We start from the raw sequence: 26,690 nt of genomic DNA on the forward strand, positions 1-26,690 counted from the left end.
GGTAAGTGCAGAGCGAGAGCGTGTTGCGGAAAGATTGCGAGCCGTTCTCGCGAACGGGTCATTCCTCTCTCGTGCTGTCGACGTCCGCTTGCGTCGTTTAGATTTTTACCACACGTATCAGGAATTTTTGGCGAAAAGCTGGTCGAATGTCCAGAAGCTTGTTGAAACCTGAACTTGACTACAGAATCGCCTCTCACCTGGATCATTTAAAAGACGCAGCACTTTGTTGCAACCCGTTTGCTGAAGTAACCTTCGCCCGGATGGTCCATACAGTCGGAAATTCACCTGAAACAAGTTCTACAAACTTTTGGTTTGTTTTGGGGATCGTTCGATTGCCTCCGCTTTGAAAGCAGCGACAATCGAGCAACAAACTAAGGCGGAGGCCCTACACCTCGAAGACGGTCTCACCTCCGACAACCGTGCGCAGGACCGACAGTTCATTCAAGTCTGTCGAATCGCTGCGCAGCGGATCTCCGTCGAGCACAACAAAATCCGCCAAAAGTCCCACCGCTATCCGACCTTTGTCCGATGACTCACCGGTGAGACGAGCGGCTGCGCTTGTGTAGCCGGCCAGCGCCTCGGACGCGGAAACCCGTTGCTCCGCACCCAGAACATGACCTTCTCGCGTCACACGATGTACGGCGGTGTTCATCGTGAAGAGCGGGTTCACTGGAGTGACAGGGCAGTCGCAATGCAGCGCGTAGGCAAGCCCCGCCGCCACGACCGACGCCACGGGGCTGATCCGCTCGCCGCGACCCGGTCCGAGAAAACGATCGCGGTGCCGGTCACCCCAGTAGTAGACGTGGTTCACGAAGATCGACGCCACCACCCCGAGTTCGACCATCCGCGCGATCTGATCTTCCCGCAACGTCTGAACGTGCTCGAGGCGATGCGAAACTTTGATGTCCGGGTGCGCCGTCCGTGCCGCTGCAATTGCGTCCAATGCAAAATCGATGGCCTGATCACCGTTGGTATGAATCGCAACCTGTCGGCCGGCGGCGTGATGTTCCTCGACGAGTGCCCCGAGCGCACCTGCCGGGATTGCCATTCCGCCGCAGTGGCATCCGCCCAGATCGTGGTACGGCGCGGTCAGCGCAGCGGTGTGCAACTGAATCGACCCGTCCGAAATGAGTTTGACGCCGCCCACACGAACTCGCTCGGTCGGATCGGCGAGTTCACCCAACTGATCGTGAACCCCGTGGCCGAGATAGAGGCGCGCACGCAGCCTCAAGTCACCATCGGCGTCGAGTTGCCGGTACGCCTCGTACATCTCGGCCGTGACGTACATGTCGTGGAAACTCGTCACGCCCACCGACGCCATGACTTCCTGCGCCCGCAGCATCGCGATCTTGGACGCATCCGGGTTCATATCCGGAACAAGTCCGTGCACCAGAGACATTGCCGGAACCTCGCACAGTTCACCGGTGGGTACACCGTCGCTGTCCCGAACGATGACACCACCCTCCGGATCGACCGTGGTGGCATCGATTCCGGCCTTCTCCAGTGCGACCGAGTTGACATAGATCCCGTGAGCAGACAAGTGCCGCACCAGGATCGGATGCTCGGTGGAGGCTTTGTCCAGATCAGCTACGGTCAGGCCTCGATCTTCCGCCACGAGGCTGTCGTCGAAGCCCCACGCTTCGATGGGCTCGCCAACTGGTGTGATCGCGGCCCGCGCGGCCAACGCCGTGATCAACTTCTCGATGGTCGGGCACGTACTCGTCGTTGCGTCGACCCCACTGAGCATCAAACCCCACATCATCGGATGAAGGTGCGTCTCGATGAACCCCGGCACAACCACCGCTCCGGCGAGATCGACAACGGAGGTTTCGGAATCGGTCAGCGCCGCGATCTCGGCGTCAGTTCCGAGGGCGACAAATCTGCCGTCCTTGACTGCCACAGCGGTGGCGTTATCGCCGACCGCACCGTCCATGGCCCTGATGTCGCCGTTGATGTAGATGTGGTCAGCCGCCGTGGTCATACGCTTGTCTCCATTCGTTTTCCGACAACAGTCGTCGAGGATTTCTTCGCGGGTATCCGCGTCGCCACAACCACTCCGGCCAAAATCATTCCGGCACCCGCAAGTTGGACGAGAGTTGGGGTCTGTGCAAGCAGCACTGCGCCGAACAACAGTGCTGACGCCGATTGCAACACGAGGCTGGCGGCGACTGCACTTGCAGGCAGACGCTGACTGGCGCTGGCTACCAGCAGCCACCCGATCACCTGAGATACCAACGCGAGCAGCACAAGCCAGCCTTGAGCTACGAGCGAAGGGGTCAGATCCAAAGTTCCACTCACGAGGCCGTATGCACCTGCCGTGAGGGCAGTGGCTCCCGTCGAGACGAACATCGGCAACGCCGTTCTGCCCGCCGCCCGAGTAGCCAGACCCATGAGGAAGATGTAGACCGCGTACGCGCCTGCGGCGATCACGGCAAACGACACTCCGACAGCAGGATTCGACCCGGTGAGCGTTGTGCTCGTCCCGGCTACCAGAGCAACTCCGACAAAGAGCAACGGAAGGCTGGCGACCAGTTCCCGGCCGATCCGTTGGCGCAGGACAACGTAGCCGAGGATTGCGACGAACAGCACCTGCAAATTCAGGATCACAGTCGAAAGACCTGCCCCGATCGAATGAATCGACTCGTGCCAGAGCACCAGATCGATTCCGAGGAACGCGCCGGCAAGTAGAGACTTCACGATCCAGGGCGCCGAGACCGAAGGCCGGGGTGACCGACGACGCTGAACGAGCACGAGCATGCCGAGAGGGATGAGCGCATAGAGACACCGAAAGAATGCACCCGTCGACGGAGACACTCCTGAGAGTTCGTAGAGCACCGAGGTCAACCCGAGGATGCATGCACCGGTGACGACTACGCGCAGGTCACGACGGCGTAGTTGATCGCCGGACAGCTCGCGTGGCGATACTTCATCACTCATGGTGATAATGTATCACCGACGCGAAGCCTGTCATACAGGGAAGATGCGTGCATGAGAACTCCGGTTACCCGTGAACGCGTGATCGCTGCCGCAGCCGATCTGGTCGACAGCAAAGGCGCCGACGCTCTGGTACTGAGTCAACTCGCCGAGACCCTCGACGTCCGGCAGTCAGCCCTGTACAAACACGTCGACGGGGTCGACGACGTCCACCATCAACTCAGCCTCCTCGCACGCAACCTTCTCGCCGAACAACTGCGTGCCGCCGCGGTCGGTCTCTCGCGCGACGACGCCGTCATGGCGCTCGCGGACGCATGGCGTGCGTTCGTCCGAGTACACCCCGGGCTCTACGCCATCACCGACCGCTACCCCACTGCACCGCATCCCGATCTGGTCTCCGCCGTCGGCGAGGTGGTCGACGTCATCAACAAGGTGATCGCGGGATACGGTCTGAGCCCGGATGATTCGGAGCAGGCGGCGTGGTCTCTTCGCAGTGCGCTGCACGGCTTCTGCATCCTCGAATCGGTAGAGGGACAACCGGCCGGCACCGACCCGGATCGGGTGTATCGACGACTGGTCGAACTTCTCTGCGCCGGTATTGCTCGTATGTAGATACCGGCTCCTGTTATCGTCGGATGAAACGATACAGACCAAAAAGGATCAGACATGGTTGGTGAACTCGACATCTCCGGATAAAACCGGGCATGACGGCCACCGGCAGACGCCTCGGAGCGCTGCCGTCGTGGCCATGTTGTCGTTCACTTACCCGACTCTTCGCGGAGCAGCGTTGCCGCGACCGCACAACACCTGAGGTCTATTCATGTCCGATACCTACATCGTTTGCTCGAATCTGTCTTTTGCCTGGCCGGACGACACTCCGGTCTTCGACGAATTGTCATTCACCGTGCCCGGCGGCCGAACCGGGCTGGTGGCCCAGAACGGCGTCGGGAAAAGCACTCTGCTCAGATTGATCGCCGGCCAGTTGCGGCCGCGCGCCGGCAGTGTGTCCGTCGACGGCGTTCTCGGATACCTTCCGCAGGACCTGCCACTGACGGGCGATCTGACCATTGCCGAGGTCTTGGGCATCGCCCCGACGCTCGCTGCGTTGGACGCAGTCGAATCCGGGGACACACGAGAAGAACACTTCACGACAATCGGGTCCGACTGGGATATCGAGGAACGAACGCGAGCCCAACTCGGTCGACTCGGTTTGGCCGACATGACGTTCGATCGTCGCCTCGACACTCTGAGCGGCGGGCAGGTCGTCTCGCTCGGACTGGCGGCGCAACTCCTGCGACGCCCCGATGTCCTTCTCCTCGACGAACCCACCAACAACCTCGACCTGGACGCGCGCCGCAGGCTTTACGACGTTCTCGACGACTGGAGTGGTTGTCTGTTGGTGGTCAGTCACGATCGAGGACTACTCGACCGCATGGACCGCATCGCCGAACTTCACAGCGGCGAGATCAGCTTCTACGGTGGCAATTTCACCGACTACGAAGCCGCGGCACGCTCGGCTCGCGAAGTGGCGGAGAAGAACATCCGCAACGCCGAGCAAGAGGTCAAGCGCGAGAAGCGCGAACTGCAGCAGGCCCGAGAACGTGCTTCGCGACGCGCAAGTAACGCTGCCCGCAATCTCGGGAACGCGGGCTTGCCCAAGATCTTTGCGGGGACCATGAAGCGCAATGCTCAGGAGTCGGCAGGCAAGGCCAACGAGACACACCTCGCCCGGGTCGACGCGGCGAAGGACCGACTCGACAAAGCGGGCCGCGCTCTTCGAGACGACCAGACGATTTCACTCGAATTGCCTGGCACACATGTACCCGCCGGCCGGACGGTGTTCCTCGGTGAGCGAATGCAATTCGCGTTCGGTGATCATGCGATCTTCGCCGACTCCGGAATCGACCTGGCCATTCGAGGACCGGAGCGTATCGCGTTGACCGGGCCGAACGGCGTCGGAAAGTCGACGTTGCTACGCATCGTCAACGGGGATGTGGCGCCGACTTCCGGTGAGATCACGCGAGCCGACGGTCGAGTGGCATACCTGTCGCAGAGGCTCGACCTACTCGACCCCGCACGCACCGTCGCAGAGAACTTTGCCTTGTCTGCTCCAGGCCTACCGGCACCGGAACGCATGAACATCCTGGCGCGCTTCCTCTTTCGGGGTGCGGGTGCTCATCTTCCCGTCGCTGCACTCTCGGGCGGTGAACGACTGCGGGCTACATTGGCGTGCGTTCTCTTCGCCGATCCGGCCCCGCAGCTGCTTCTTCTCGACGAGCCGACCAACAACCTCGACTTGGTGAGCGTTGCTCAACTCGAAAGTGCCCTGAATGCATATCAGGGGGCGTTCGTGGTGGTCAGCCACGACGAGAGATTCCTGGCCGAGGTCAAGGTCGAACGCTGGCTCAGGCTCTCGGACGGCCGTTTGACCGAGGTCGCCGCACCAGGCGCAGTGGGCTGACACGAGAAGTGAACAGGCGAAAGGCCTTCACACACGATGTGTGTGAAGGCCTTCGTCTGCACTACTGGTCAAGGCGTCCTGGTGTACACCGGATCGTCGAAGGATCGACGTTGCGTCACCCAGTCCGTGGACAGGATGTTCTCGATCACGTCTTCACGGGATTCGTCGAACACGACAATCCGATCGGCGATTCGCCATTCACCGTGGCGCCTTTCGAACCTGTCGACGTAACGGCATTTGATCGTCGCAAGCGTCTGCACCGTATCCGTACCGGAACGCTCTTGCCGCAGAAAGCACAAACAGTACGACTCGCACTGAGCGACATCGCCGTTGACGTCGATCAGTATGTTGGAAATGCAGTGAATCGACGAGTCGATCGTCTTGTGTCTGAGCTTCATGTCTTCGATCAGCCCGTCGACGGTTCCGATGTAACCGCCGTGGTTGTCTATCGCGTCGTCGAAGTAGCAGAGGGCCACGCTGTCGAAATCCTTCCGATCGACGGCCCGAGCGTAGCGATACAGAACTTCGGTGATTTCTTGCTTGTCAGCGAGGGACACGGTCAGGCTCCTGTTCTACCCGATAATCAATCAACCTGCAGTTCAACACCCTTGGTCTCCTTGATGAAGAAGACCGTGACGAGGGTGATCACCGCACAGAAGACGAAGTATCCAGCCGGAGCGAGAGAGTTACCGGTCAAGCTGATGAGATAGGTGGCGATGAAAGGCGCGGTGCCACCGAGGAACATGTTGGTGACGTTGTTACCCAATGCCAGACCGCTGTACCGCACAGATGCTTTCAGCATTTCGACATAGGTCACGTACGAAGCACCGTTGACAACGGAAACGCAGATGAAGAGCACTGACTGACCGACAACCGCCTGCCAGATGCCAGAACCGGCCATCATCATGAACATCGGGATTCCGAGAACCACTGCGGCGGCACTACCGGCGAACAGCACCGGCCGACGCCCGTACTTGTCTGCCATGTATCCCGAGATCGGCAACGTGATGACGCCGAGAACCAGTGCAAGAGAAGTGGAAAGGAAAGCAACGCGCGACGAATGACCGCCGGTGGTCTGCAGGTACGTCGCGGCATACACCGAGGCGATGTAGTAACCGCCGGTGATGAGTGCGCCCAGCAGGATGATCTTGACGACGCTGCCACCGGAGGTGCTGAGCAACTCACGGATGGGAAGCTTCTTGGTCTCACCCTTGTCCTGCAGTTCTTCGAACTGAGGAGTGTCTTCCATCTGGCTGCGGATCCAGATACCGATGCCACCGATCAGCAGGCTGAGCAGGAACGGGATACGCCAAGCCCATTCGAGGATCTGCTCTTGCGAGAACACCGACGTCAGGCCGAGGGCCATGAGCGAAGCTGCCAGCGAACCCAGGTAGGTGCCGGTATTGACCATCGAGGTCTGCGTCGCACGCCACCGTTTGGGAGCGGACTCGGAGACGAACGCGTTGGCGCCGCCGAGTTCACCGCCGGCCGCGAAGCCCTGCAGGCAACGAGCCAGAACCAGGATGGACGTCGCCCACACACCCAACGTGGCGTAAGTCGGCAGCAGGCCCATTCCGGCTGTCGCGAGAACCATCAGGAGGATGGTCCAGGACAGCGCGTTCTTGCGGCCGTACTTGTCGCCGATGTGGCCGAAGAAGATGCCGCCGGGCACGCGTAGGAAGAAGGCCACGGCGAATGCTGCAAAGGTACCGAGCAGTGCTGCGTTCGGGTCATGGGAAACGAAGAACAGCGCGGCGATCGTCGTGGCCATGTATCCGTAGATACCGAAGTCGTAGTACTCGACGACGGTACCGACGATGGCCGCGCGAATTACCTTCGTCGTCGACTGTCGTTCGGTTGCCACGCTGCTGCCCTCGGTGGATTCGGCTCTCGCCATGGTCTCATTCTCTGACATGTTGTTCCCTGCCTGGATTGGATACTGACTGGATTCGGTGCCGCGCAGACGTCGGACGTCAGGAGTGCGCGATGGAATGGACCGGTGCGCTCTCAGCGCTGGTCCTGGTGTAATTCGCCGCATTACGTCCCGCTACGCGGCCCATGGTCAAAGCGTTGGCAACCGCATTGCCGCCGCCCACGTATCTCAGTCCGAGGATTCCGGCGCCGGCCTCACCTGCGGCGTACAGACCCTCGATAGGTACTCCGGTGCTGCCGAGCACGGCCGCATCGGTGTTGATCTCCATTCCCGCATGCGTACAGACGAGCTCTGCCGGAAGGATCTTCGCGGCATAGAACGGAGCTGTCGCAATAGGATCCGGATTGCCGACGGCACCCTTGTTCCGCAACGTGCGATGGCGGAGGAAGTCGTCGTCGTGACCGCTGGGCAGTTGGTCGTTCCATCGACGCAGGGTTTGCGCCAACGTCGCAACCGGAACACCCGTAGCCACTGCGAGGTCTTCGATCGTGTCCGCACGAATCGTGCCACCGGCGGCAACTTCTTCCTCGATGCGTTCGGGATTCCAATCCGCATATCCTGGAGCCAGATTCACGCGAGCGTTCTCGTCGAAGATCATCCAACCGTATCCACCCTGATGGTCGATGATGCCGGTCGAGACCGCGTACGAGCTGTCCTCGTCCATGAAACGACGGCCGTCCTGGTTGACGTAGATCCGCGACTTCGGCGGAAAGCCGGCCTGCCAGTGGTGGAATCGCTGGAAGTAGACGGTGGGCAGCATCAGACCCCAGCCGTCGCCCGCCAGGGAAGCACCGAGGTCTTCGGCAAAACGAAGATGGTCTCCGCGGCTCCCCTCGGCTGCGACGACGAACAAGGTCTCTCCGGCCTTGTTCGCGTCCGGGAAGTGGCGTTCCACCAAACCCGGATCTTGCGCGAATCCACCGGAGGCAACAACGACGGCGCCCGCAGGCACCTCGATGTCGTCGGCGACAACACCGACAACCCGACCGTCTTCCTCGATCAGCTTCTGCACCCGAGTTCCGAAGATGACCTCGATCCCGTGCTTACGACGAGCCTTGTCCAGCACCTGAATCAGTCCGTATCCCTGATCCTTGGGCACGTGGCCGCGCCAGACGTCCTCGACGCCGGCTTGGGCGAGTCCCGGCTGGTGAGCGTTACCCGAGATCGTCGCGGGAATCTCGACGCCGAGTCCGATGAGCCATTCCAGTGTCGGACCGGCGTTTTCGCAGAACGCACGAATCAATCCGGGTGAGAGCATCCACTGGTTGAGGTCCATGTAGTGCTGGAAGAACTTCTCTGCCGAGTCGTCGACGCCGAGGCCGGCCTGCACGCTCGTTCCGGCGGCCGTGAAGATGCCGGCCGACAGCGCGGTGGATCCACCGAGTTCGGTTTCGGATTCGAACAGCAGAACGGATGCGCCTTCTTCAGCTGCCGACACCGCAGCGGCGAGACCTGCTCCGCCGCCACCGATGACAACGACGTCCCAGTGCTCGGTCATGAAAGTTCTCCAGTCTCCGCGATGATGCGGTGGTAAAGACCGTTCGACACCAACCCGCCGTCGACAGTGAGTTCCGTACCGGTGGTGTAGGTGGAACTGTTCGAGAGCAGGAACAGCACTGCTTCGGTGATCTCGTCGAGAGTTCCCATGCGTCCGAAGGGAACCGACTTCAGTGACGCGGCGACGAAGTCGTTCGCGCCGCCGAGCAGCGCCGTACCGACCAGTCCCGGGTGCACCGAGTTGACGCGAATCCCCCACTGCGCGAAGTTGCCTGCGGCCGACTTCGACAGACCGGTCAGACCCCACTTGCTCGACGAGTAAGCCGGAGAGAAGTATCCGATCTGACCGGCGATGGACGAGATGTTGACGATAGATCCGCCACCACTCTCGCGCATCAGCGGCGCCACCGCCTTCATACCGTAGAACGGGCCGAAGAGGTTGATCTTCATGGTCAGCTCCCAGATGTCGTTCGGGGTGTCCATGAATTCGAGCCGACGCGAGATACCGGCATTGTTGACCAGTCCGCCGAGTTCCCCACGGGTGGTGCGAATTTCGTCGACAACCCGGTCCCAGGCATCGACATCGGTGACGTCGAGAATATGAGCGGACGCCGATCCGCCTGCGGCGACGATGTCGTCGACCACGCCGGATGAATCCGAAACATCGGCAATGCAGACATGCGAACCGCGCGCGGCGAGAGTGCGCGCGTGATGCGCCCCCATCCCGGCAGCACCGCCGGTAACGAGAACGACGCCGGGATATGTCGTGGACTCAGACATGCCGCGAACCACCGTCCACCGCAATGCTGTGCCCGGTGACGTAACGCGCGCTGTCCGAGAGCAGGAACAGCAGCGGGCCGAAGACCTCTTCGGGCGAGCCCAGACGATGCAGTGGTACCGCGTCGAGTGCGTTCGCGAGCGCGATCGGATCTTCCTGGACCCACTTCGTCATCGCCGTGTCGATGTAGCCGGGTGCAATGGAGTTGACCCGAATACCCTTGTCGCCGAACTCCACTGCGAGAGACTCCGTGAGGTGCGCAACGGCAGCTTTCGACGTGCAGTATGCGCCTCTCCCCTTCCGCACACGCAGCGCAGACACCGAAGACATGTTGACGATGGCGCCGCCGGGACCGAGGTGACGTGCCGCCGCCTGAGCACCGTAGAGCACTCCCTCGACATTGACACTCAGCGTTGCGCCGATCTGCTCCGGGGTGATCTCCTCGGCCAGCGCAAACGGGAAGATACCCGCATTGTTGATCCAGAAATCAACCCGGCCGAACTCCTTCAACGCCAACTGCGCAAGCAATTCATGCTCGTCGGGCTTGGTGACGTCGACCCGAGCTCCGACGACGCGACCCGGCTTGTCCGCCAGTGCATTCGATTCGAGGTCCGTGTTGATTCGTGCGGCCGTGGCGAGCATCTGCTCTTCGTTGATGTCGGCGCCGACGACATGTACGCCGCGCGTTGCCAGTCCTTCGGCGAACGTCGCACCCATACCCTGAGCCGCGCCGGTCACCACTGCGACCTTGCCTGCCAACTCCGGGTACACCGCCGACATCTGCGTCACAACGGTACGGCCCGGGTTCGTCTGGTCAGAGCTTTCGGTCATGATGTACTTCTCCTACTGAATATTGTTGTGCAAGAAACATTTCGGTACTTCAAGCTTGTTCGGACGCTCGGGGCGCGTCGTCGCGAGAAACGGTGCGGCGGGCGATCTTCCACTCCTCACCGACCCGAACCACGTGATCTGTGACAGTTGTCATCCGCACCAGTCGCGAGTCTCCGCCGCGAGCGGTGGCAACGATCTGCAGGTACCCGTGCACTGTGAGAGCACTCTCGTCCACCGCCTCGACGACGAGATTGGTCAGAACGTGGCGATGCACCTCGTCGGCAGCTTCCGCCGCAGCGAAGAAGCGAGCAGCAAAAGCCGCAAGGTCGTCGAAACCGACCACGGGTTCCGGATAACTGGGGGAATGAAACTCACCGCCATCGGTGAATGTCTGCGCCCAATCCTGCTGGCGCCCAGAGTCTATGCAATGACTCTGGTGGCCGTACAGCTGGTGGATTGCGGCAACGTCCTCCGTTGCCACGACGCTGTAGTTGCTCATGAAGGTTCTCTCCGAACACGCTGCGCTGCATCCACCCGAAGGTTGTGCAGCTTCGTAAAGTGTGCGATAATCGCACACACTGTGCGATATGTTCAAAGCGTAGGTGGCATACCTCACAAACGTCAAGAAAGGGATTTGATGTCAGAGCTGAGCGAGGAACACCGACCGCGCAAAAGTGCAGTTCAAGTGGACTCCAGCATGTCGAAAACGCTGCACCACGGACTCGAGATCCTGGAACTCCTGACGTCTTATCCGCACGGCTTGTCGGTCACCGACATCGCCGACGGAGTGGGAGTCCACCGAACCGTCGCACATCGGTTGATCCGCACGCTCGAGGCTCATCACCTGTGCCGCAAGGACTCCTTCAAGCGCGTCACTCTCGGCGCCGGCCTGGTCACCCTCGCCGAACCGGTGGAGCAAGATTTGCGCACTCTCGCTCGCCCGATACTTCAAGAACTTGCCGAGGCCACCGAGGCGACAGCGCACCTGGTGGTCCGCGAGAGCGATACCGAAGTGCGCGCGCTGATGGTGGTCGAACCACGCAGCGCCAAGGTTCACGTCGCGTTTCATCCAGGGCAGGTCGATCCGATCGACCGCGGCTCCGCCGGGCTTTCCATCCTTGCCTCACTCCCGCCGACGAGCGGGGAACGAGAGGAAGTGACGGCGGCACGCGCACGCGGCTACGCAGTGACCGTCGGCGAGGTCATCCCGTCCGTCCTCGGAATCTCGGCAGTCATCCCCGGCAGACGCCGCGACGCCATCTCCAGCCTCGGAATCTCCGTGTTCGACTCCGAGGACCAAGCAGCGCTGGGCGCCGAGGTCATGGCAGCGGCAAAAACCCTCGGCAGCATGTTGCGCTGATCCGAACACCAGTCGAGCCCCGGGAATACCCGGGGCTCGACTTTGTTGACTCCGAATGAGATAGTTGAACAATCAACTACCTGACATCAGCTTCACGGATACAAGGAGTACGACATGCCTGCTGTGACAGTCGAGAACATCTTGGCCCTGCCCCGTCTCGACGAGCCGGCAGAGTCAGCAGTCGACCGCCCCGTCAAGAGCATCACCACCGCACCGGTCGGATACGAAGGTGAAGGCTTTCCCGTTCACCGCGCCTTCGCCGGCATCGACCTCTCCGCCCTCGATCCCTTCATCCACATGGACCAGATGGGCGAGGTCAACTACGCACCCGGAGAACCCAAAGGCACACCGTGGCACCCGCACCGCGGCTTCGAAACCGTGACCTACATGATCGACGGCATCATGGAGCACCAGGACTCCAACGGTGGCGGTGGCATTATCGGCGGCGGCGACACCCAGTGGATGACCGCGGGTGGCGGCATCCTCCACATCGAAACTCCGCCGGAGCACCTCGTCCTCAGCGGCGGCCTTTTCCACGGCGTCCAACTGTGGGTCAACCTGCCTCGCGACAACAAGATGGCATCTCCGCGGTACCAGGACATCACCGGTAACAAGGTGGCCCTGCTTTCCTCGCCGGACGGCGGAGCCTTGGTACGCGTCATCGCCGGAGACATCGCCGGCCACGCCGGACCTGGTTCGACGTACACACCGATCGCGCTCTCCCACACGACTGTGGCCCCGGGTGCGAGCCTGACGCTTCCGTGGAACCCCGAGTTCAACGCGATCGTCTACGTGCTCGCCGGCGAAGGCACGGTCGGGGCAGAGCGTCGGCCCATTCGTGTCGGACAGACAGCTGTCTTCGGACGCGGTGACTCCATCACCGTCGCCGCCTCCGATCGCCAGGATTCACGGACCGAATCTCTCGAGGTATTCATCCTCGGCGGCAAACCGATTCGTGAGCCCATCGCGATGGCCGGGCCGTTCGTCATGAACACCAAGTCCGAGGTCATGCAGGCCTTCGAGGACTTCCAGGCCGGACGCCTGGGATCCATCCCGGCGGCACACGAGACGCTGAGCTGACATGTCGTCGGTAGTCGTCCAGCGAGCTGACGAACGTGCGCATCTCAACTACGGCTGGCTCACGGCGCGTCACAGTTTCCCCTTCGCTGGAAACTTCGATCACGCCGCGTACGCGCATGGACTTCTGTTGGTGAACAACGACGACATCATCGAAGCCGACTACGGTTTCGACACTCATCAGCACCGCGACACCGAGATCGTGACGTGGGTGCTCAGCGGATCTCTGGTTCACCAGGATTCCGCTGGGCACTCCGGGGTCATCCATCGCGGACTCGCGCAGAGAATGAGCGCCGGTACCGGAATCCTGCACTCCGAGCGCAACGATCGCTTCCGGGCCGACGGCTCACGTGTCACCGAGCCCGTTCACCTCGTCCAGATGTGGATACCCCCGGACGAATCCGGAGTGACTCCGAGCTATCAGGAACTCGACATCAACTCCGAACTCGACGGCGGTGGCCTGATCACCCTGGCGTCGGGGATGCCCGCGCATCGCGACCACAGCGCGATCAGCTTGCACAACAAACATGCGGCACTGCATGTTGCTCGCCTCGAGACCGGTGGGTCGGTATCTCTCCCGGATGCGCCGTACGTGCACGGCTTCATCGCCGGTGGCACTGTCGACGTCGAGGGAGTCGGATTGCTCGGTCCGGGAGATTCGTTGCGACTCAAGGATACTGGCGGTCAACGAGTCGAGGGAATCGGCGATGCGGAGATACTCGTGTGGGAGATGCACGCGTCGACGAACTGACGACACCACCGAGTACGCCCAATGTTCGGACTACACAGCAGGTTCGTCGTAGGGTGGATGCCGGTAGTGGCGGATCCCGATTGTGGTGGATCCCGGTGGTACAGAAGGAGGAGCCATGGCATCTGGTCGAGCACAGGCCCCACGGACGACACCGCACATCGATGTGCACCGCTCCGGCGATCGCTTGAAATCCCGCGTCTCCTGGCTGGATTCGAAACATTCGTTCTCGTTCGGACAGCACTACGATCCGGACAACACTCATCACGGATTGCTGCTCGTCAACAACGACGACACCGTACTGGCGGGAACCGGTTTCGACACCCATCCGCACAAGGACATGGAAATCGTGACCTGGGTGCTTCGCGGTTCGCTCGTGCACCAGGATTCCATCGGCCACACCGGCGTCATCTATCCGGGACTCGCCCAGCGCATGAGCGCCGGTACCGGAATCATGCACAGTGAGAAGAACGATTCGTGGCGTATCGGCGGCGAACAGCATTCCGACCCCGTGCATTTCATTCAGATGTGGGTGGTACCGGACGAAGGTGGACTGACCCCCGGTTACGAACAGCTCGAGATCGACGACGAACTGCTGCGCGGCGGTCTGATCCCGGTTGCCTCGGGGATGGAGCGCTACAAGGATCATTCGGCGATTCGCATCAACAACAAGAACGCCGCCATGCATGTCGCACGCATTCTGCCGGGCACCTCCGTGAATCTTCCGGGCGCACGGTTCCTGCACGTCTTCGTCGCGCAGGGCACTGCCGAGATGGAGGGCGTCGGCACACTGTACGAAGGCGATGCTGTCCGGTTGAGCGATTCGGGTGGCCAGCAGCTGACCTCCGACGCCGGGGCCGAAGTCCTCGTCTGGGAGATGCATTCACGTATCGGTGGTTGAGACCCGGTCTCGGCAGGACTCGGCGCGCTGGAGATACTCGACAGATGAGCATCGACAACTCCGCCGCGCCCGTCAAGAAGCTTGACCCACTCAACACATTGATGGGTGTGCGCGCCGTTTCGGTCGAGCCCGGGGACCTGGCCTTCGCGCAGGCCGTCGGCGAGCGATTCCACGATCACCGTGGCAAGACCGTGCTCGGTTCCATCGGAGTCATGATCGACGGTGCCATGGGTGGCGCGGTGTACTCGGGACTGACCTCGGGCCATCAGTCCGTGCTCGCGCAGGTCACGGTCAGTGCGGGCGCCGACATCCCCGACGTCGCGGACGTCGGTGCCACCGGAACACTCGTGCATCTCGACGACGGCGTCGGACTCGCATCCGGGCAACTTCGCGACGAGAACGGCACCCTTCTGGCAGTGATGGCCGGTCGCGCCATGGTGGTCTCGCGTCCCCCCGTCGTGGGAATCGACGACTACGTGGAGGGCGAGCCGCTGCCCGTCCCGACGCCGGAGAAGACAAGCGACCTGAGCGGGTTGTCCGGGTCCGACGTCGTCGAAGGAATCCGCGACGGCAAACTCGAACGCGGTCCACTCGCCGGACTCCTCGATCTTGCTGTCGTCGACGTGACCCCAGGTTCCGTCGTCGGTGAGTTCGCACCCGTGGCCTGGATGGCCAACCCGTTGGGCGCCGTTCAGGGCGGTGTCCTCATCTCGGCAGTCGACGCCATCACTGGCCTGTCTGCCCAGACCCTGACCAGCGTCGACCAGGACTATCGCGTCCTCGACCACAAGATCGACTTCCTGCGCTCACCCGACATCGGCGGGCCGGTCATGCGCGCCGAGGCCTCCGTGATTCGTGCCGGGCGCAGGCTCGCGCTGATCGAAACGCGCATCGTCGACGCCGGCGGACAGGTCTATGTGCGGGCCACTTCGAGCATTCAGATGCTCTCCCAGCAAGTTCACAGCGGATAACCAGTTCCGCACCAGGTCGCCCGTCCACCATTGAGACAACAGCCCACACAATGGAGGTACAGCGGCGTGAACAAAGACATCGAAGCGAGCAGGCTGCGCGTGAGCCGTCGGCGGGCTCTCGCCCTCGGCGGAACCATCAGTCTCGGCGGGCTCATCGCAGCGTGCTCCGGCAACAGTGGCACCGCCACGACGACTTCGGCTGCGGCTGCGTCGACGACAACCACTTCCGGCACCTCCGCCGCGGCCACGTCCGGCGACGCTGTCACCGCACTTCTGGCCAAAGCACCGCAGTGTGTCATGAGCAAGGAAGAGACGCAGGGTCCCTACTGGTTCGACGTCGACTCCATTCGCGGCGACATCCGCGAGGACCGTCCGGGCACCACGCTGCAGGTTGCGATGCGCGTGCAGGACAACAGCCAGTGCAACGTCGACGGCAGCATCGGCGCGGTCAGTAACGCCGTCGTCGAGATCTGGCACTGCGACGCCGGCGGCGTGTACTCCGGCTTCGAATCCGGTTCGCTGAGCGCCAACGGCGGCGGCGGTGGCGGAACTCCCCCGGCCGGGGGGATGGGTGAACCTCCGTCAGGTGCACCCGGAGGCGGAATGGGCGAACCACCGTCAGGCGCCCCCGGCGGAATGGGCGGCGGCATGGGAGGGTCCGGTGAGACCTCCGACGGTTCGTACAGCGTCGGCGACACCGAAGCCACCACCACCGACGACGGTACCTATCTGCGCGGGGCGCAGACCACCGATGCAAACGGCATCGCACAGTTCACCACGATCTTCCCCGGCTGGTACATGGGCCGCACCACCCACATCCACGTCAAGGTTCACATCGACAAGAAGACGGTCCTCACGTCGCAGACCTTCTTCGACGAGACCCTTCTCGACGAGGTGTACTCGCAGTCCCCGTACAGCGAGCACACCGGTCGTGAGAACAACACGAACAACGCCAGTGACGGCATCTACGACGACACCGGCCTCATGACCGTCGAAAAGCAGTCGGACGGGTCCTACCTCGCCGTCATCAACCTGGGTATCGACGCCTGAGGTAGGAGCCCGGTCAGCTGCCGACGTATGCCGCGAGGTGCTTTCCGGTGAGGGTGGAGCCGTCGGCGACGAGCTCCTCGGGAGTGCCCTCGAAGACGATCCGACCGCCGTCGTGACCCGCACCAGGGCCGAGGTCGATGATCCAGTCTGCGTGTGCCATCACCGCTTGGTGGTGCTCGATCACGATGACTGACTTGCCGGAATCGACCAGTCGATCGAGCAGGCCGAGCAACTGCTCGACGTCGGCCAGGTGCAGTCCGGTGGTCGGCTCGTCGAGGACGTACACGCCGCCCTTCTCACCCAGGTGGGTTGCCAGCTTGATGCGCTGACGCTCACCGCCCGACAGCGTCGTCAACGGCTGGCCGATCGTGAGGTATCCGAGCCCCACGTCGACCAGTCGGACGAGGATCTTGTGCGCAGCGAGGGTCTTGGCCTCACCGTCGCCGAAGAACTCCTCGGCCTCGGCCACCGACATCGTGAGAACCTCGTTGATGTCCTTGCCACCGAATTTGTATTCGAGTACCTCGGCTTGGAAGCGCTTGCCCTCGCACTCCTCGCAGAGAGTGGCAACGCCGGCCATCATCGCCAGGTCGCTGTAGATGACGCCGTTGCCGTTGCACGTCGGGCAGGCGCCCTCGGAGTTGGCACTGAAGAGCGCCGGCTTCACGCCGTTGGCCTTGGCGAATGCCTTGCGAATCGGGTCGAGCAGCCCCGTGTACGTCGCCGGGTTGCTCCGACGCGAGCCGCGGATCGCGCTCTGATCGACCGACACCACGTCTTCGCGTTTCGCGAGCGAGCCGTGGATCAGCGAACTCTTGCCCGACCCGGCGACACCGGTGACCACGACCAGGACGCCGAGCGGTACGTCGACGTCGACGTCCTGCAGGTTGTGTGAGTTCGCTCCACGAATCTCGATTGCTCCGGTGGACTCCCGCACGGTCTCTTTGATTGCGGCCCGGTCGTCGAAGTGACGGCCGGTTACGGTGTCGCTGGCACGCAAACCGTCGACGGTGCCCTCGAAGCAGACGTTTCCGCCGGCGCTACCCGCACCCGGACCGAGGTCGACGATGTGGTCGGCGATCACGATCGTCTCCGGCTTGTGCTCGACCACGAGCACGGTGTTGCCCTTGTCCCGCAGGCGCAGCAGTAGGTCGTTCATCCTCGCGATGTCGTGCGGATGCAGGCCGGTGGTGGGCTCGTCGAAAACATACGTGATGTCGGTGAGCGAGGAACCCAGGTGACGAATCATCTTGGTGCGCTGAGCTTCACCGCCGGAGAGGGTTCCCGACGGCCGATCGAGACTGAGGTAGCCGAGTCCGATCTCCACGAACGAGTCGAGCGTTTCACCGAGCGTCGTGAGCAACGGCGCGACCGAAGGCTCCTTCAGTCCGCTGACCCATTCCGCGAGATCGCTGATCTGCATCGAGCAGGCGTCGGCGATGTTGACGCCCTTGATCTTCGACGACCGCGCCCCCTCGCTCAGTCGCGTCCCGTCGCATTCGGGGCAGGTGGTGAACGTGATCGCCCGCTCGACGAACGCCCGGATGTGGGGCTGCATCGCGTCGACGTCCTTGGCCAGGAACGACTTCTGAATCTGCGGAATCAGACCCGTGTACGTCAGGTTGATGCCTTCGACCTTGATCTTGGTCGGCTCTTTGTAGAGCAGATCGTTCAGTTCCTTCTTGGTGTACTTCTTGATCGGCTTGTCGGGATCGAAGAAACCGCAGCCGCGGTAGATCCGGCCGTACCAACCCTCCATGCTGTAGCCGGGGACCGTGATCGCACTCTCGTTGAGCGACTTGGTGTCGTCGTACAACGCGGTCAGATCGAAATCGTTGACCGCCCCTCGTCCCTCACACCGCGGACACATGCCGCCGGTGATCTTGAAGCTGCGACGCTCTTTCGTCTGACGTCCGCCGCGTTCCATCGTGACCGCGCCTGCTCCGGAGATCGAGGCCACGTTGAACGAAAACGCCTGAGGCGAACCGATGTGAGGCTTTCCGAGACGGCTGAACAGGATGCGGAGCATCGCGTTGGCGTCGGTGGCGGTTCCGACGGTCGAGCGCGGGTCGACTCCCATCCGCTGCTGATCGACGATGATCGCGGTGGTCAGGCCGTCGAGAACATCGACGTCCGGCCGCGCGAGCGTCGGCATGAATCCTTGAACGAAAGCGCTGTAGGTCTCGTTGATCATCCGCTGCGATTCCGCGGCGATCGTACTGAACACCAGCGAACTCTTCCCCGAACCGGAGACGCCGGTGAATACCGTCAGCCTCCGCTTCGGGATCTCGACACTGATGTCTTCGAGGTTGTTCACCCGCGCGCCTTGCACGCGGATCAAATCGTGGCTGTCTGCGGTGTGCAAGGCAGTCATCGTGTCTCCATCTGTCAGTCGATCGCCGACGGTCTCAGCGCAGTTGACGGGCTCAGCGCAGTTCTTGAATACGGATCAGGTTTCCCGCTGGGTCCCGGACGGCGCAATCGCGAACGCCGTACGGCTGCTCGGTCGGTTCCTGGACGACGTCGATGTCGCCGGCCTGAAGCCGCTCGAACGTGTCGTCCAGATCTTTGGTGGCCAGGAGAAGTCCGCCGTAGGTGCCCTTGGCCATCATCTCGATGATGGTGCGGCGCTCCTCGTCGGTGATTCCGGGATCGACGGCCGGCGGATGCAGCACGATGGAGGTGCCGGGCTGGCCGGGCGGCCCCACCGTGATCCAACGCATCCCGTCGTAGCCGACGTCGTTGCGAACCTCGAAGCCGAGCGTGTCGCGATAGAAGTTCAGGGCGGCTTCAGGGTCGTCCTGCGGAAGGAAACTCGAGTGAATGGTGATGTCCATGGCGATCACGTTAATTGCGGCTGCGCGGTCTGCGCTTCTCGATTCCTGATCGGTCTGGTGACTTGTTTGGACACGCAGGACGGCATTCCTGCCGTCGACTGCTCGGCCTCGCGCCGATAGACACTGGGCGGAACCCCCACCAATTCGGTGAACTTGCTGCTGAAAGTGCCGAGAGAGCTGCAACCGACCTCGAAGCAGACGTCCGTGACACTGAGGTCTCCGCGCCGCAGTAACGCCATCGCTCGCTCGATTCGCCTGGTCATCAGGTAGGCGTACGGCGGTTCTCCGTATGCCTGACGGAATTGGCGACTGAGATGCCCCGCAGACATGTTCACTCCCCGCGCGAGCGCCTCCACGTCCAGAGGCCGCGCGTACTCCCGGTCGATACGGTCTCGCACACGTCGTAGTCGCGCGAGGTCCTGCAGGTGCGGATCTGCGGCAGGTCTGCTGGTCACGTATTCGATCGTGCCATGCCATACCGACGTTGCCCAGCACAAGAGATGAACTCGGCGTGGAGCGATCGCGCACACACCGAGCAGTTCGTCATGATCGTGTAAGGATGGAGAAATGACCACGGCTCATCGCTCAGGCATCGACCTCACCCACCTCGACGGCGACACACGGGCGCAGGACGATCTGTTCGTCCACGTCAACGGAAAATGGCTCGCCGAATACGAGATTCCGGCAGACCGCGCAGTCGACGGGGCCTTCCGGACGCTCTACGACAAGGCCGAAGAAGACGTACAGACCATCATCACCGAAGCCGCGGAGTCCAACTCGGCCGCCGGTACCGATGCACAGCGCATCGGCGACCTGTACTCGAGTTTCATGGACGCCGACGCCGTGGAGGCCGCAGGCCTCGGCCCCATCGACGACGAGCTCGACGCCGTCGCCGATGCGCCGGACCGGTCGTCGCTGGCCACCGTGATCGGACGCCACCAGCGCGTCGGCGTCGGCGGTGCCATCTCGCATTACGTCGACACCGATGCCAAGAACTCCGAGCGGTACCTGATCCACTTCAGCCAGTCGGGAATCAGCCTCCCCGACGAGTCGTACTACCGCGAGGACAACTACGCGGAGATCCGCGAGAAGTACGTCGCGCACATCGACAAGATGTTCACCCTCGCCGGCGTCGGCTACGACGCCCAGCGTGTGTTCGAGCTCGAGAAGAAGATCGCGGCCGGGCACTGGGACGTCGTCAAGCGTCGTGACGCAGATCTGAGTTACAACCTGGTGGGCTTCGAGGAACTGACCGAGCAGAACCCCGGTTTGGACTGGGCGGCATGGCTGTCCGGTCTCGGCGCCGATTCGGAGAAGTTCGCCGAGATCGTGGTCCGCCAGCCCGAATTCCTGCACACCTTCACCGCACTCTGGGCGTCGGAGTCACTGGACGACTGGAAGGCATGGGCGGCGTGGAAGGTGCTTCATGCCCGCTCCCCTTACCTGCATTCGGCCCTGGTCGACGAGACCTTCGCTTTCTACGGCACCACACTGTCCGGGACCGAAGAGAACCGTGAGCGCTGGAAGCGCGGGGTAAGCCTGGTCCAGGATCTGCTCGGCGAGGCCGTCGGCAAGCTCTACGTCGATCGACACTTCCCCGCAGAGGCGAAGACCCGCATGCTGGAACTGGTCGCAAACCTGCAGGAGGCGTACCGCCGCAACATCTCCGACCTCGAGTGGATGAGCCCGCAGACTCGTGAGGCTGCATTGGCCAAGCTCGAGAAGTTCACCCCGAAGATCGGTTACCCCGACAAGTGGCGCGACTACGCCGGACTCGAGATCTCGGCAACCGACCTGGTGGGCAACTACCGTCGCGGATACGCCGCCGAGTACGACCGTGACCTGGCCAAGCTGGGCGGCCCCGTCGACCGTGACGAGTGGTTCATGACGCCGCAGACCGTCAACGCCTACTACAACCCGGGCATGAACGAAATCGTCTTCCCCGCAGCCATTCTCCAGCCGCCGTTCTTCGACGCGGCAGCCGACGACGCTGCCAACTACGGCGGCATCGGCGCCGTCATCGGCCACGAGATCGGTCACGGGTTCGACGATCAGGGCGCCAAGTACGACGGCGACGGCAACATGGTCGACTGGTGGACCGACGAGGACCGCAGCGAATTCGGCAAGCGCACAAAGGCTCTCATCGAGCAGTACAACGAGTTCGAGCCCAAGGAACTTCCGGGCCACCACGTCAACGGCGAGTTCACGATCGGCGAGAACATCGGCGACCTCGGCGGGCTGTCGATCGCGATCGCGGCGTACAAGATCGCGACCGAAGGTACCGAACCTCCGGTCATCGACGGACTCACCGGCTTGCAGCGCGTGTTCTTCGGGTGGGCGCAGGTATGGCGCACGAAGGCCCGTGAGGCCGAAGCGCTTCGCCGTCTGGCCGTCGACCCGCACTCGCCGCCGGAGTTCCGGTGCAACGGCGTCGTCCGCAACCTCGACACGTTCCACGAGGAGTTCGACGTCAAGCCCGGTGACGCACTGTATTTGGAGCCGGAGAAGCGTGTGAAGATCTGGTAGCAGGGGCAAGCCCCTGTGCGCGCTTAGGGACCCCCTGGACTCCCTGAGCGCGCACGGGGCCGAAGGCCTACCGGGCGTACATGATCACCCCGACGCCGACCAGACAGATCAGCGCACCGGCGATGTCGAAACGATCCGGGCGGAATCCGTCCATCACCACCGCCCACAGCAGTGAACCTGCGACGAAGATCCCGCCGTACGCGGCGAGGATGCGCCCGAAGTTCGCATCGGGTTGCATGGTGGCGACCAGACCGTAGAGGCCGAGCGAGATGACGCCGAGCCCCACCCAGATCCATCCCTTGTGCTCGCGAATTCCCTGCCACACCAACCACGCGCCCCCGATTTCGAGCAGCGCGGCGAGTACGAACAGCAACAGCGAACGTGCGACGGTCATGCCGCACACAGTATCGCTACAGACGTACTCCGGTCTCCGCGGAAAAGAAGTACACCTCGCCGGCCTTGGGCAGCAGATGAAGCGACTCCCCCGGTGCCACCGACATCTTCCGGTCGACGCGAATGACGATTCGACCGGATCGGCTCTGCCACTGCGAATCCGGGGCACCCTTTGCATAGACGAACGATTCGGCTCCCAACTCTTCGAGCAGATCGGCATCCACGGCCAGCGAGCCCTTTCGCCACGCTCCCACCAGATCCCACGATTCCGGGCGCACTCCCACGACGACCCGCTCCCGCTCGGACGCCCCGGTGGGCAGCGGAATCCGCAGATCACCGAGCACTGCGACGGTACCCTCGACCGGCGCTTCGATCAGGTTCATGCCGGGCGATCCGATGAAGGCGGCCACAAAGGTGTTGACGGGGTTGTCGTAGAGTTCGCGCGGCTTCGCCACCTGCTGCAAGCGACCGTCCAGCATCACCGCCACTCGGTCTCCCATCGTCATCGCCTCGACCTGATCGTGGGTGACGTAGACCGTCGTGGTGCCGAGTCGACGCTGTAAGGCGGCGATCTGCGACCGCGTGCTGACGCGTAGTTTGGCATCCAGATTGCTGAGCGGCTCATCCATGCAGAACACCTTGGGATGGCGAACGATGGCTCTACCCATGGCGACTCGCTGGCGTTGCCCACCGGACAGCTTGGCCGGTTTACGTCCGAGCAGCGGTTCGAGCTCGAGCATCCGCGCTGCCTCGAGTACCCGCTCCCGTCGCTCGGCCTTTCCTACTCCGGCATTCTGCAGGGCGAAGCCCATGTTCTGCTCGACGGTCATGTTCGGGTACAGCGCGTAACTCTGAAACACCATGGCGACGTCACGTGCTCGCGGAGCGAGGTGCGTGACGTCCGTGCCGCCGATCTCGATCCGACCGTCCGACGCGGACTCGAGACCGGCGAGCATTCGCAGGCTGGTGGACTTACCGCAACCGGAAGGTCCTACGAGTACCAGGAACTCACCGTCGGCGATGTCGAGGTCGAGACGGTCGACTGCCGGCCGATCGGTTCCTTCGTAGCGGTGCGTGACTCCCGCGAATTGCACGTTGGCCATGAGTGTTCTCTCCTACTACTTCGGCAGCTTGGGGGTGATCTGCCGGTCGATGATCTGCTGCAACTGCGTGGCAACGCCGGCGAATGTCGATGCGACGTCGGCCTTCTGGAGAGCGATCTGCTCGAGTCCGGTGCCGATGATCTGATCCCCACCCGGGACGAACACGCGTGCGTAGTCCTGCGAGCGCGTACGCGAGAGCTGATCCACAGCGGTACGGGAATTGGGGTTCGCGTCGAGGAACGCCTTCATGCTCGGCTCCGAGGTTGCCGACTTGCGGACCGGCATGTAGCCGACGTTCTGCGAGAAGTACGCCGTGTTCTCACCATTGGTGATGAAGTCGATGAACTTGAGCGCGTTCTTCTTACGCTGATCGGAGATCTTGGACGGGATGGCAAGCCCGGCACCGCCGGTGGGGCAACCGGGAGTTCCGTCCACTGCCGGGAGGAAAGCGGTGCCGAAGTCGAAGTTGGCAGTCTTCTTGATGCCGGACAGATCGCCCGTCGACGCGATGGTCGACGCCAGAATGCCGGTACCGAATTCGTTTGCGATGTCAGTGGAGACCGCGGCGTACTTCTTGTCGTGAATCATGCTGGAGAGGAACTGCCCTGCGGCAATGGTCTTCTCGTTGTCGAGCTGCAGATTCCACTGGTCGGAGTACGAGCCGCCGAACGTCCAGATTGGGCCTTCGTAGGTCCAGCCGAGGTAATCCTTCGCGTTGCCCCACCCGTGTGCCAACTTGCCGTTGCCCACGACCTTCTGCAGCTCGGGTCCCCACTCGTCGAACTCCTGCCATGTCGCCGGCCCACGGTCGGGAAGACCTGCCTGCGACCAGACCGCCTTGTTGTAGTAGAACAACGGCGTCGACCGCGCGTAGGGAAGCGCATAGTGCTTGCCCTGGAACAGGTAGTCGGCGAGCAGTGAATCGACGTAGTCGGCCGAGTCGACCCCCACCTCGGAGAAGAGTCCGTCAAGCGGCTCGATTGCCCCGGCCAGTGCATAGTTGAACCACCAGACATCCGACAGCACAACCACATCGGGCACATCTCCACCGGAGAGGGCAGCGTTGAACTTCTGTGCCACCTCTTCGTAGTTCTTGCCGCCGTCCACCAAGTTGACCTTCAGGTCCGGGTACTTGGTCTGGAAGCGGTTGATCAGTTCCTTCTCCACGTCGGTGGACTTACCCGGATGGTTCGACCAGAAGGTGATGGTGTTGGAATCACCCGACGCACCGGATGTTCCCGCAGCATCAGCGCTCGACCCGCCGGATCCCGCGCACGCGGTCAGTGCGGCGCCGGCGGCGATTGCACCGCCGAGGCTCAAGAATCCGCGCCTGTTCATGTTTGCCATTACTGCTCCTCGAGAAAGAAATGTGACGGGAAAGCTGTCAGCCCTTGACCGCACCGGAGGTGAGGCCCTTGATCATGTGTCTTTGCAGCAGAAGGAAAATCACCAGGATCGGTAGCATCGTCAGCACCGTTCCTGCCATGACCGGACCCCAGTTGGTAAGTCCGTCGTTGTTCTGCAGTTGGGTCAATCCGATCGGCAGCGGTGCTACCGAGGAATCGTCGGACATGAGGAACGGCCACAGGTACTCGTTCCATTCGTTGACCACCGTGATGATGCCGAACGCCACCATCGTGGGTCCGGAAACGGGGAGCACCACGCGCCAGAGCAACCGCCAGTGGCCGGCTCCGTCCATCCGCGCCGCCTCGACGATCTCCGAAGGGATCGAGAGGAAGTGGTTGCGCATGAGGAACGTACCGAAGGCTACACCCGCGAGCGGAACTATGATGCCCTGGAACGTGTTACGCCAGCCCCACTCTGCCACGAGCGCGTAATTCGAGATCACGGTGATCTGGTTCGGAACCATCAATGCGGCGATGATTCCGAGAAAGACGAAGTTCTTCCCCGGGAAGCGCAGGAAAACAAGCCCATAGGCGCTGAGAGTCCCCAGAACGAACTTCGCCGCCGACAGAATCGTCGTGATCACTATCGAGTTCCGCAAGAACATCCAGAACGGGACCGATGTGGTTGCTTCCGAATAGTTTTCGGGATGCAGCGACGACGGCCACCACGTTGCCGGCTGCGTGTAGATCTCCGGGCGCTCCTTGAACGAGGTCATCACGATCCAGTAGAGCGGCAGGACGATGATGACCAACGCGATCACCATTGCCGCATAGCCGAGGATCTTCACACCGACCTCACGCCGGTCCACGTTCTTGCGGTCCGGCCCCGGCCTAACGACGGAAGTCGGAGCAGCGCTTTTCTTTTCCTCTACCGCTGTCATTTCTCTTCTCCCCGATCCATGGCACGAACCTGGTAGACGGTGATGATCAGCAGGATCAGGAACATGATGGTGGCAACCGTCGCACCGTAGCCCGCCCGGAAGTTTCGGAACGTCTCGTTGTACACCTGGTAGACCATCGTTGTCGTCCCTGTACCCAGCGGACCACCTCGGGTCATGACGTTGATGATGTCGAAGACCTGGAGCGAGTTGAGCATGACGGTGATGGAGAGGAAGAACGTCGTCGGGCGCAACTGAGGTAGGAGAACCCGGCGGAACTTGGTCCACGGCTTGGCGCCGTCGATTTCGGCAGCTTCGTTCAGCTCCTGCCGAACTCCTTGCAGTGCAGCGAGATAGATGACAAACGTGTACCCGAGGTTCTTCCACATGTATGTCACCGTCACCATGAACAGCGCCCAGTGGGGATCCTGATAGAAGTCGGGCGATTGGAGTCCGACACGGTGCAGGAGATCCTGGATCAGGCCGAAGTTGGGGTCGAAGACGAACTGAAACGCGACACCGATCGCTGCACCGGAGATCACGAACGGCGCGAAGATGGCCGACCGGACCAGGTTTCGCCCGACGAGCTTGCGATCGAGCAGCATGGCCAACGCCAAACCGATGACCATCGAACCCACCACTGTGACCAATGTGAATACCACTGTGTTGGTGACGATCTGCCAGGTGTCGCTTCGTCCGAACCACTCGCGGTAATTGCTCAGCCCGATGAACGTCGCCTTCGGGTCCGCAATGTTCCAGTCGAAGAACGAAAGTCGGATGTTGTCCACCAGCGGGCGATAGGTGAACAAGATCAGCAACGCGAGATTGGGACCTACCAAGAGCGCGAACAGCGCGTAATCACGCCATGGTCTGCCCCACAGACCTGGCTTGCCTGATGTGGGCAGCGTTCTTTCCGGACTCGATCTCACTGAGGCAGTCTGACCGCCCGCAACGAATGAATGGTGAACGTACAAGACACTCGAGCTGAACGCGACACGAAAAAGGC

Annotated in this window: 25 protein-coding genes; 9 read left to right on the plus strand and 16 right to left on the minus strand. The window is 62.2% G+C overall.

What is annotated here, in order from left to right; all coding sequences use genetic code 11:
• Positions 1–385: 385 nt before the first annotated feature.
• Positions 386–1,981 carry an amidohydrolase gene (locus RHP72_RS23870; RefSeq protein ID WP_311093910.1) on the minus strand — a complete coding sequence of 532 codons (1,596 nt, stop codon included), beginning with the start codon at positions 1,979–1,981 and terminating at the stop codon, positions 386–388.
• Entirely contained in the window at positions 1,978–2,937 is a 960-nt protein-coding gene (locus RHP72_RS23875) for a DMT family transporter (protein ID WP_064113427.1), read from the minus strand. Before RHP72_RS23875 ends, RHP72_RS23870 begins: the two co-directional genes overlap by 4 nt.
• A 51-nt stretch (positions 2,938–2,988) precedes the next feature.
• On the opposite strand from RHP72_RS23875, the gene RHP72_RS23880 reads away from it, so the two are divergent.
• On the plus strand, positions 2,989–3,546 hold the full coding sequence (locus RHP72_RS23880) for a TetR/AcrR family transcriptional regulator (protein WP_003940110.1): 558 nt from the start codon (positions 2,989–2,991) through the stop codon (positions 3,544–3,546).
• 208 nt (positions 3,547–3,754) lie between these two features.
• On the plus strand, positions 3,755–5,395 hold the full coding sequence (locus RHP72_RS23885) for an ABC-F family ATP-binding cassette domain-containing protein (RefSeq protein WP_030535189.1): 1,641 nt from the start codon (positions 3,755–3,757) through the stop codon (positions 5,393–5,395).
• A gap of 68 nt (positions 5,396–5,463) precedes the next feature.
• On the opposite strand, the gene RHP72_RS23890 is transcribed toward RHP72_RS23885, so the two are convergent.
• The 6 genes from RHP72_RS23890 to RHP72_RS23915 all read right to left on the minus strand — a co-directional run bounded on the left by RHP72_RS23890 (position 5,464) and on the right by RHP72_RS23915 (position 10,933).
• Positions 5,464–5,952, minus strand: a complete 489-nt coding sequence (locus RHP72_RS23890) for a nuclear transport factor 2 family protein (protein ID WP_030535188.1) — start codon at positions 5,950–5,952, stop codon at positions 5,464–5,466.
• Positions 5,953–5,978: 26 nt separating this feature from the next.
• A complete protein-coding gene (locus RHP72_RS23895) occupies positions 5,979–7,292 on the minus strand; it encodes an MFS transporter (protein WP_007731424.1) in 1,314 nt (437 codons plus the stop codon).
• Between the two features lie 76 nt (positions 7,293–7,368).
• Positions 7,369–8,826 carry an FAD-dependent oxidoreductase gene (locus RHP72_RS23900; RefSeq protein WP_054827908.1) on the minus strand — a complete coding sequence of 486 codons (1,458 nt, stop codon included), beginning with the start codon at positions 8,824–8,826 and terminating at the stop codon, positions 7,369–7,371.
• Entirely contained in the window at positions 8,823–9,605 is a 783-nt protein-coding gene (locus RHP72_RS23905) for an SDR family NAD(P)-dependent oxidoreductase (protein WP_039973229.1), read from the minus strand. The genes RHP72_RS23900 and RHP72_RS23905 overlap by 4 nt, the downstream gene beginning before the upstream one ends.
• Entirely contained in the window at positions 9,598–10,434 is an 837-nt protein-coding gene (locus tag RHP72_RS23910; RefSeq protein WP_007731420.1) for an SDR family NAD(P)-dependent oxidoreductase, read from the minus strand. Before RHP72_RS23910 ends, RHP72_RS23905 begins: the two co-directional genes overlap by 8 nt.
• A 49-nt stretch (positions 10,435–10,483) precedes the next feature.
• The gene (locus RHP72_RS23915; protein WP_007731417.1) at positions 10,484–10,933 is read right to left on the minus strand and encodes a nuclear transport factor 2 family protein; all 450 of its coding nucleotides are present in this window, start codon (positions 10,931–10,933) and stop codon (positions 10,484–10,486) included.
• 138 nt (positions 10,934–11,071) lie between these two features.
• On the opposite strand from RHP72_RS23915, the gene RHP72_RS23920 reads away from it, so the two are divergent.
• The 6 genes from RHP72_RS23920 (at position 11,072) to RHP72_RS23945 (ending at position 16,541) form a co-directional block, all read left to right on the plus strand.
• Entirely contained in the window at positions 11,072–11,794 is a 723-nt protein-coding gene (locus tag RHP72_RS23920; RefSeq protein WP_003939719.1) for an IclR family transcriptional regulator, read from the plus strand.
• Positions 11,795–11,908: 114 nt separating this feature from the next.
• On the plus strand, positions 11,909–12,874 hold the full coding sequence (locus tag RHP72_RS23925) for a pirin family protein (RefSeq protein WP_007731415.1): 966 nt from the start codon (positions 11,909–11,911) through the stop codon (positions 12,872–12,874).
• Position 12,875: 1 nt separating this feature from the next.
• Positions 12,876–13,622, plus strand: coding sequence for a pirin family protein (locus tag RHP72_RS23930; RefSeq protein WP_003939960.1), 747 nt, complete (start codon positions 12,876–12,878; stop codon positions 13,620–13,622).
• A gap of 115 nt (positions 13,623–13,737) precedes the next feature.
• Positions 13,738–14,520, plus strand: a complete 783-nt coding sequence (locus RHP72_RS23935) for a pirin-like bicupin family protein (RefSeq protein ID WP_003940511.1) — start codon at positions 13,738–13,740, stop codon at positions 14,518–14,520.
• 44 nt (positions 14,521–14,564) lie between these two features.
• Positions 14,565–15,491 (plus strand): PaaI family thioesterase, encoded by a 927-nt coding sequence (locus tag RHP72_RS23940; RefSeq protein WP_042452744.1) that lies wholly within the window; start codon positions 14,565–14,567, stop codon positions 15,489–15,491.
• A gap of 66 nt (positions 15,492–15,557) precedes the next feature.
• Positions 15,558–16,541, plus strand: coding sequence for an intradiol ring-cleavage dioxygenase (locus RHP72_RS23945; protein ID WP_042926419.1), 984 nt, complete (start codon positions 15,558–15,560; stop codon positions 16,539–16,541).
• 13 nt (positions 16,542–16,554) lie between these two features.
• On the opposite strand, the gene RHP72_RS23950 is transcribed toward RHP72_RS23945, so the two are convergent.
• From RHP72_RS23950 to RHP72_RS23960, 3 genes are read right to left on the minus strand one after another with little or no spacing between them, the layout of a single operon-like run.
• A complete protein-coding gene (locus RHP72_RS23950; RefSeq protein WP_007731409.1) occupies positions 16,555–18,915 on the minus strand; it encodes an excinuclease ABC subunit UvrA in 2,361 nt (786 codons plus the stop codon).
• Between the two features lie 52 nt (positions 18,916–18,967).
• On the minus strand, positions 18,968–19,378 hold the full coding sequence (locus RHP72_RS23955; protein WP_003940539.1) for a VOC family protein: 411 nt from the start codon (positions 19,376–19,378) through the stop codon (positions 18,968–18,970).
• A 5-nt stretch (positions 19,379–19,383) separates the two neighbouring features.
• Entirely contained in the window at positions 19,384–19,833 is a 450-nt protein-coding gene (locus RHP72_RS23960) for a helix-turn-helix transcriptional regulator (protein WP_030535180.1), read from the minus strand.
• Between the two features lie 112 nt (positions 19,834–19,945).
• Between RHP72_RS23960 and RHP72_RS23965 the strand changes: the two genes are divergently transcribed.
• Entirely contained in the window at positions 19,946–21,904 is a 1,959-nt protein-coding gene (locus RHP72_RS23965) for a M13 family metallopeptidase (RefSeq protein ID WP_007731407.1), read from the plus strand.
• Positions 21,905–21,971: 67 nt separating this feature from the next.
• Here RHP72_RS23965 and RHP72_RS23970 read toward each other — a convergent pair whose 3' ends face one another.
• The 5 genes from RHP72_RS23970 to RHP72_RS23990 are packed head-to-tail and all read right to left on the minus strand — an operon-like array spanning position 21,972 to position 26,658.
• Positions 21,972–22,298, minus strand: a complete 327-nt coding sequence (locus RHP72_RS23970; RefSeq protein WP_003940244.1) for a YnfA family protein — start codon at positions 22,296–22,298, stop codon at positions 21,972–21,974.
• 16 nt (positions 22,299–22,314) lie between these two features.
• Positions 22,315–23,400 carry an ABC transporter ATP-binding protein gene (locus RHP72_RS23975; protein ID WP_054187729.1) on the minus strand — a complete coding sequence of 362 codons (1,086 nt, stop codon included), beginning with the start codon at positions 23,398–23,400 and terminating at the stop codon, positions 22,315–22,317.
• A 15-nt stretch (positions 23,401–23,415) separates the two neighbouring features.
• Positions 23,416–24,747: an ABC transporter substrate-binding protein gene (locus RHP72_RS23980; protein ID WP_003940485.1), complete on the minus strand. Its 1,332-nt coding sequence runs from the start codon at positions 24,745–24,747 to the stop codon at positions 23,416–23,418.
• Between the two features lie 37 nt (positions 24,748–24,784).
• Complete coding sequence (locus RHP72_RS23985) at positions 24,785–25,687, minus strand: carbohydrate ABC transporter permease (protein WP_003939837.1); 903 nt, start codon at positions 25,685–25,687, stop codon at positions 24,785–24,787.
• Positions 25,684–26,658: a carbohydrate ABC transporter permease gene (locus RHP72_RS23990; protein WP_003940557.1), complete on the minus strand. Its 975-nt coding sequence runs from the start codon at positions 26,656–26,658 to the stop codon at positions 25,684–25,686. Before RHP72_RS23990 ends, RHP72_RS23985 begins: the two co-directional genes overlap by 4 nt.
• Between the last annotated feature and the right edge of the window lie 32 nt (positions 26,659–26,690).

Source organism: Rhodococcus sp. SG20037, from assembly GCF_031763325.1.
GTDB classification, from domain to species: domain Bacteria; phylum Actinomycetota; class Actinomycetes; order Mycobacteriales; family Mycobacteriaceae; genus Rhodococcus_F; species Rhodococcus_F qingshengii.

Bases quoted from the DNA above. Each gene is read 5' to 3' on its own strand.
- RHP72_RS23870 (WP_311093910.1), bottom strand. From the start codon at position 1,981: ATGACCACGGCGGCTGACCACATCTACATCAACGGCGACATCAGGGCC.
- RHP72_RS23875 (WP_064113427.1), bottom strand. From the start codon at position 2,937: ATGAGTGATGAAGTATCGCCACGCGAGCTGTCCGGCGATCAACTACGC.
- RHP72_RS23880 (WP_003940110.1), top strand. From the start codon at position 2,989: ATGAGAACTCCGGTTACCCGTGAACGCGTGATCGCTGCCGCAGCCGAT.
- RHP72_RS23885 (WP_030535189.1), top strand. From the start codon at position 3,755: ATGTCCGATACCTACATCGTTTGCTCGAATCTGTCTTTTGCCTGGCCG.
- RHP72_RS23895 (WP_007731424.1), bottom strand. From the start codon at position 7,292: ATGGCGAGAGCCGAATCCACCGAGGGCAGCAGCGTGGCAACCGAACGA.
- RHP72_RS23900 (WP_054827908.1), bottom strand. From the start codon at position 8,826: ATGACCGAGCACTGGGACGTCGTTGTCATCGGTGGCGGCGGAGCAGGT.
- RHP72_RS23905 (WP_039973229.1), bottom strand. From the start codon at position 9,605: ATGTCTGAGTCCACGACATATCCCGGCGTCGTTCTCGTTACCGGCGGT.
- RHP72_RS23910 (WP_007731420.1), bottom strand. From the start codon at position 10,434: ATGACCGAAAGCTCTGACCAGACGAACCCGGGCCGTACCGTTGTGACG.
- RHP72_RS23915 (WP_007731417.1), bottom strand. From the start codon at position 10,933: ATGAGCAACTACAGCGTCGTGGCAACGGAGGACGTTGCCGCAATCCAC.
- RHP72_RS23920 (WP_003939719.1), top strand. From the start codon at position 11,072: ATGTCAGAGCTGAGCGAGGAACACCGACCGCGCAAAAGTGCAGTTCAA.
- RHP72_RS23925 (WP_007731415.1), top strand. From the start codon at position 11,909: ATGCCTGCTGTGACAGTCGAGAACATCTTGGCCCTGCCCCGTCTCGAC.
- RHP72_RS23930 (WP_003939960.1), top strand. From the start codon at position 12,876: ATGTCGTCGGTAGTCGTCCAGCGAGCTGACGAACGTGCGCATCTCAAC.
- RHP72_RS23935 (WP_003940511.1), top strand. From the start codon at position 13,738: ATGGCATCTGGTCGAGCACAGGCCCCACGGACGACACCGCACATCGAT.
- RHP72_RS23940 (WP_042452744.1), top strand. From the start codon at position 14,565: ATGAGCATCGACAACTCCGCCGCGCCCGTCAAGAAGCTTGACCCACTC.
- RHP72_RS23950 (WP_007731409.1), bottom strand. From the start codon at position 18,915: ATGACTGCCTTGCACACCGCAGACAGCCACGATTTGATCCGCGTGCAA.
- RHP72_RS23955 (WP_003940539.1), bottom strand. From the start codon at position 19,378: ATGGACATCACCATTCACTCGAGTTTCCTTCCGCAGGACGACCCTGAA.
- RHP72_RS23965 (WP_007731407.1), top strand. From the start codon at position 19,946: ATGACCACGGCTCATCGCTCAGGCATCGACCTCACCCACCTCGACGGC.
- RHP72_RS23970 (WP_003940244.1), bottom strand. From the start codon at position 22,298: ATGACCGTCGCACGTTCGCTGTTGCTGTTCGTACTCGCCGCGCTGCTC.
- RHP72_RS23975 (WP_054187729.1), bottom strand. From the start codon at position 23,400: ATGGCCAACGTGCAATTCGCGGGAGTCACGCACCGCTACGAAGGAACC.
- RHP72_RS23980 (WP_003940485.1), bottom strand. From the start codon at position 24,747: ATGGCAAACATGAACAGGCGCGGATTCTTGAGCCTCGGCGGTGCAATC.
- RHP72_RS23985 (WP_003939837.1), bottom strand. From the start codon at position 25,687: ATGACAGCGGTAGAGGAAAAGAAAAGCGCTGCTCCGACTTCCGTCGTT.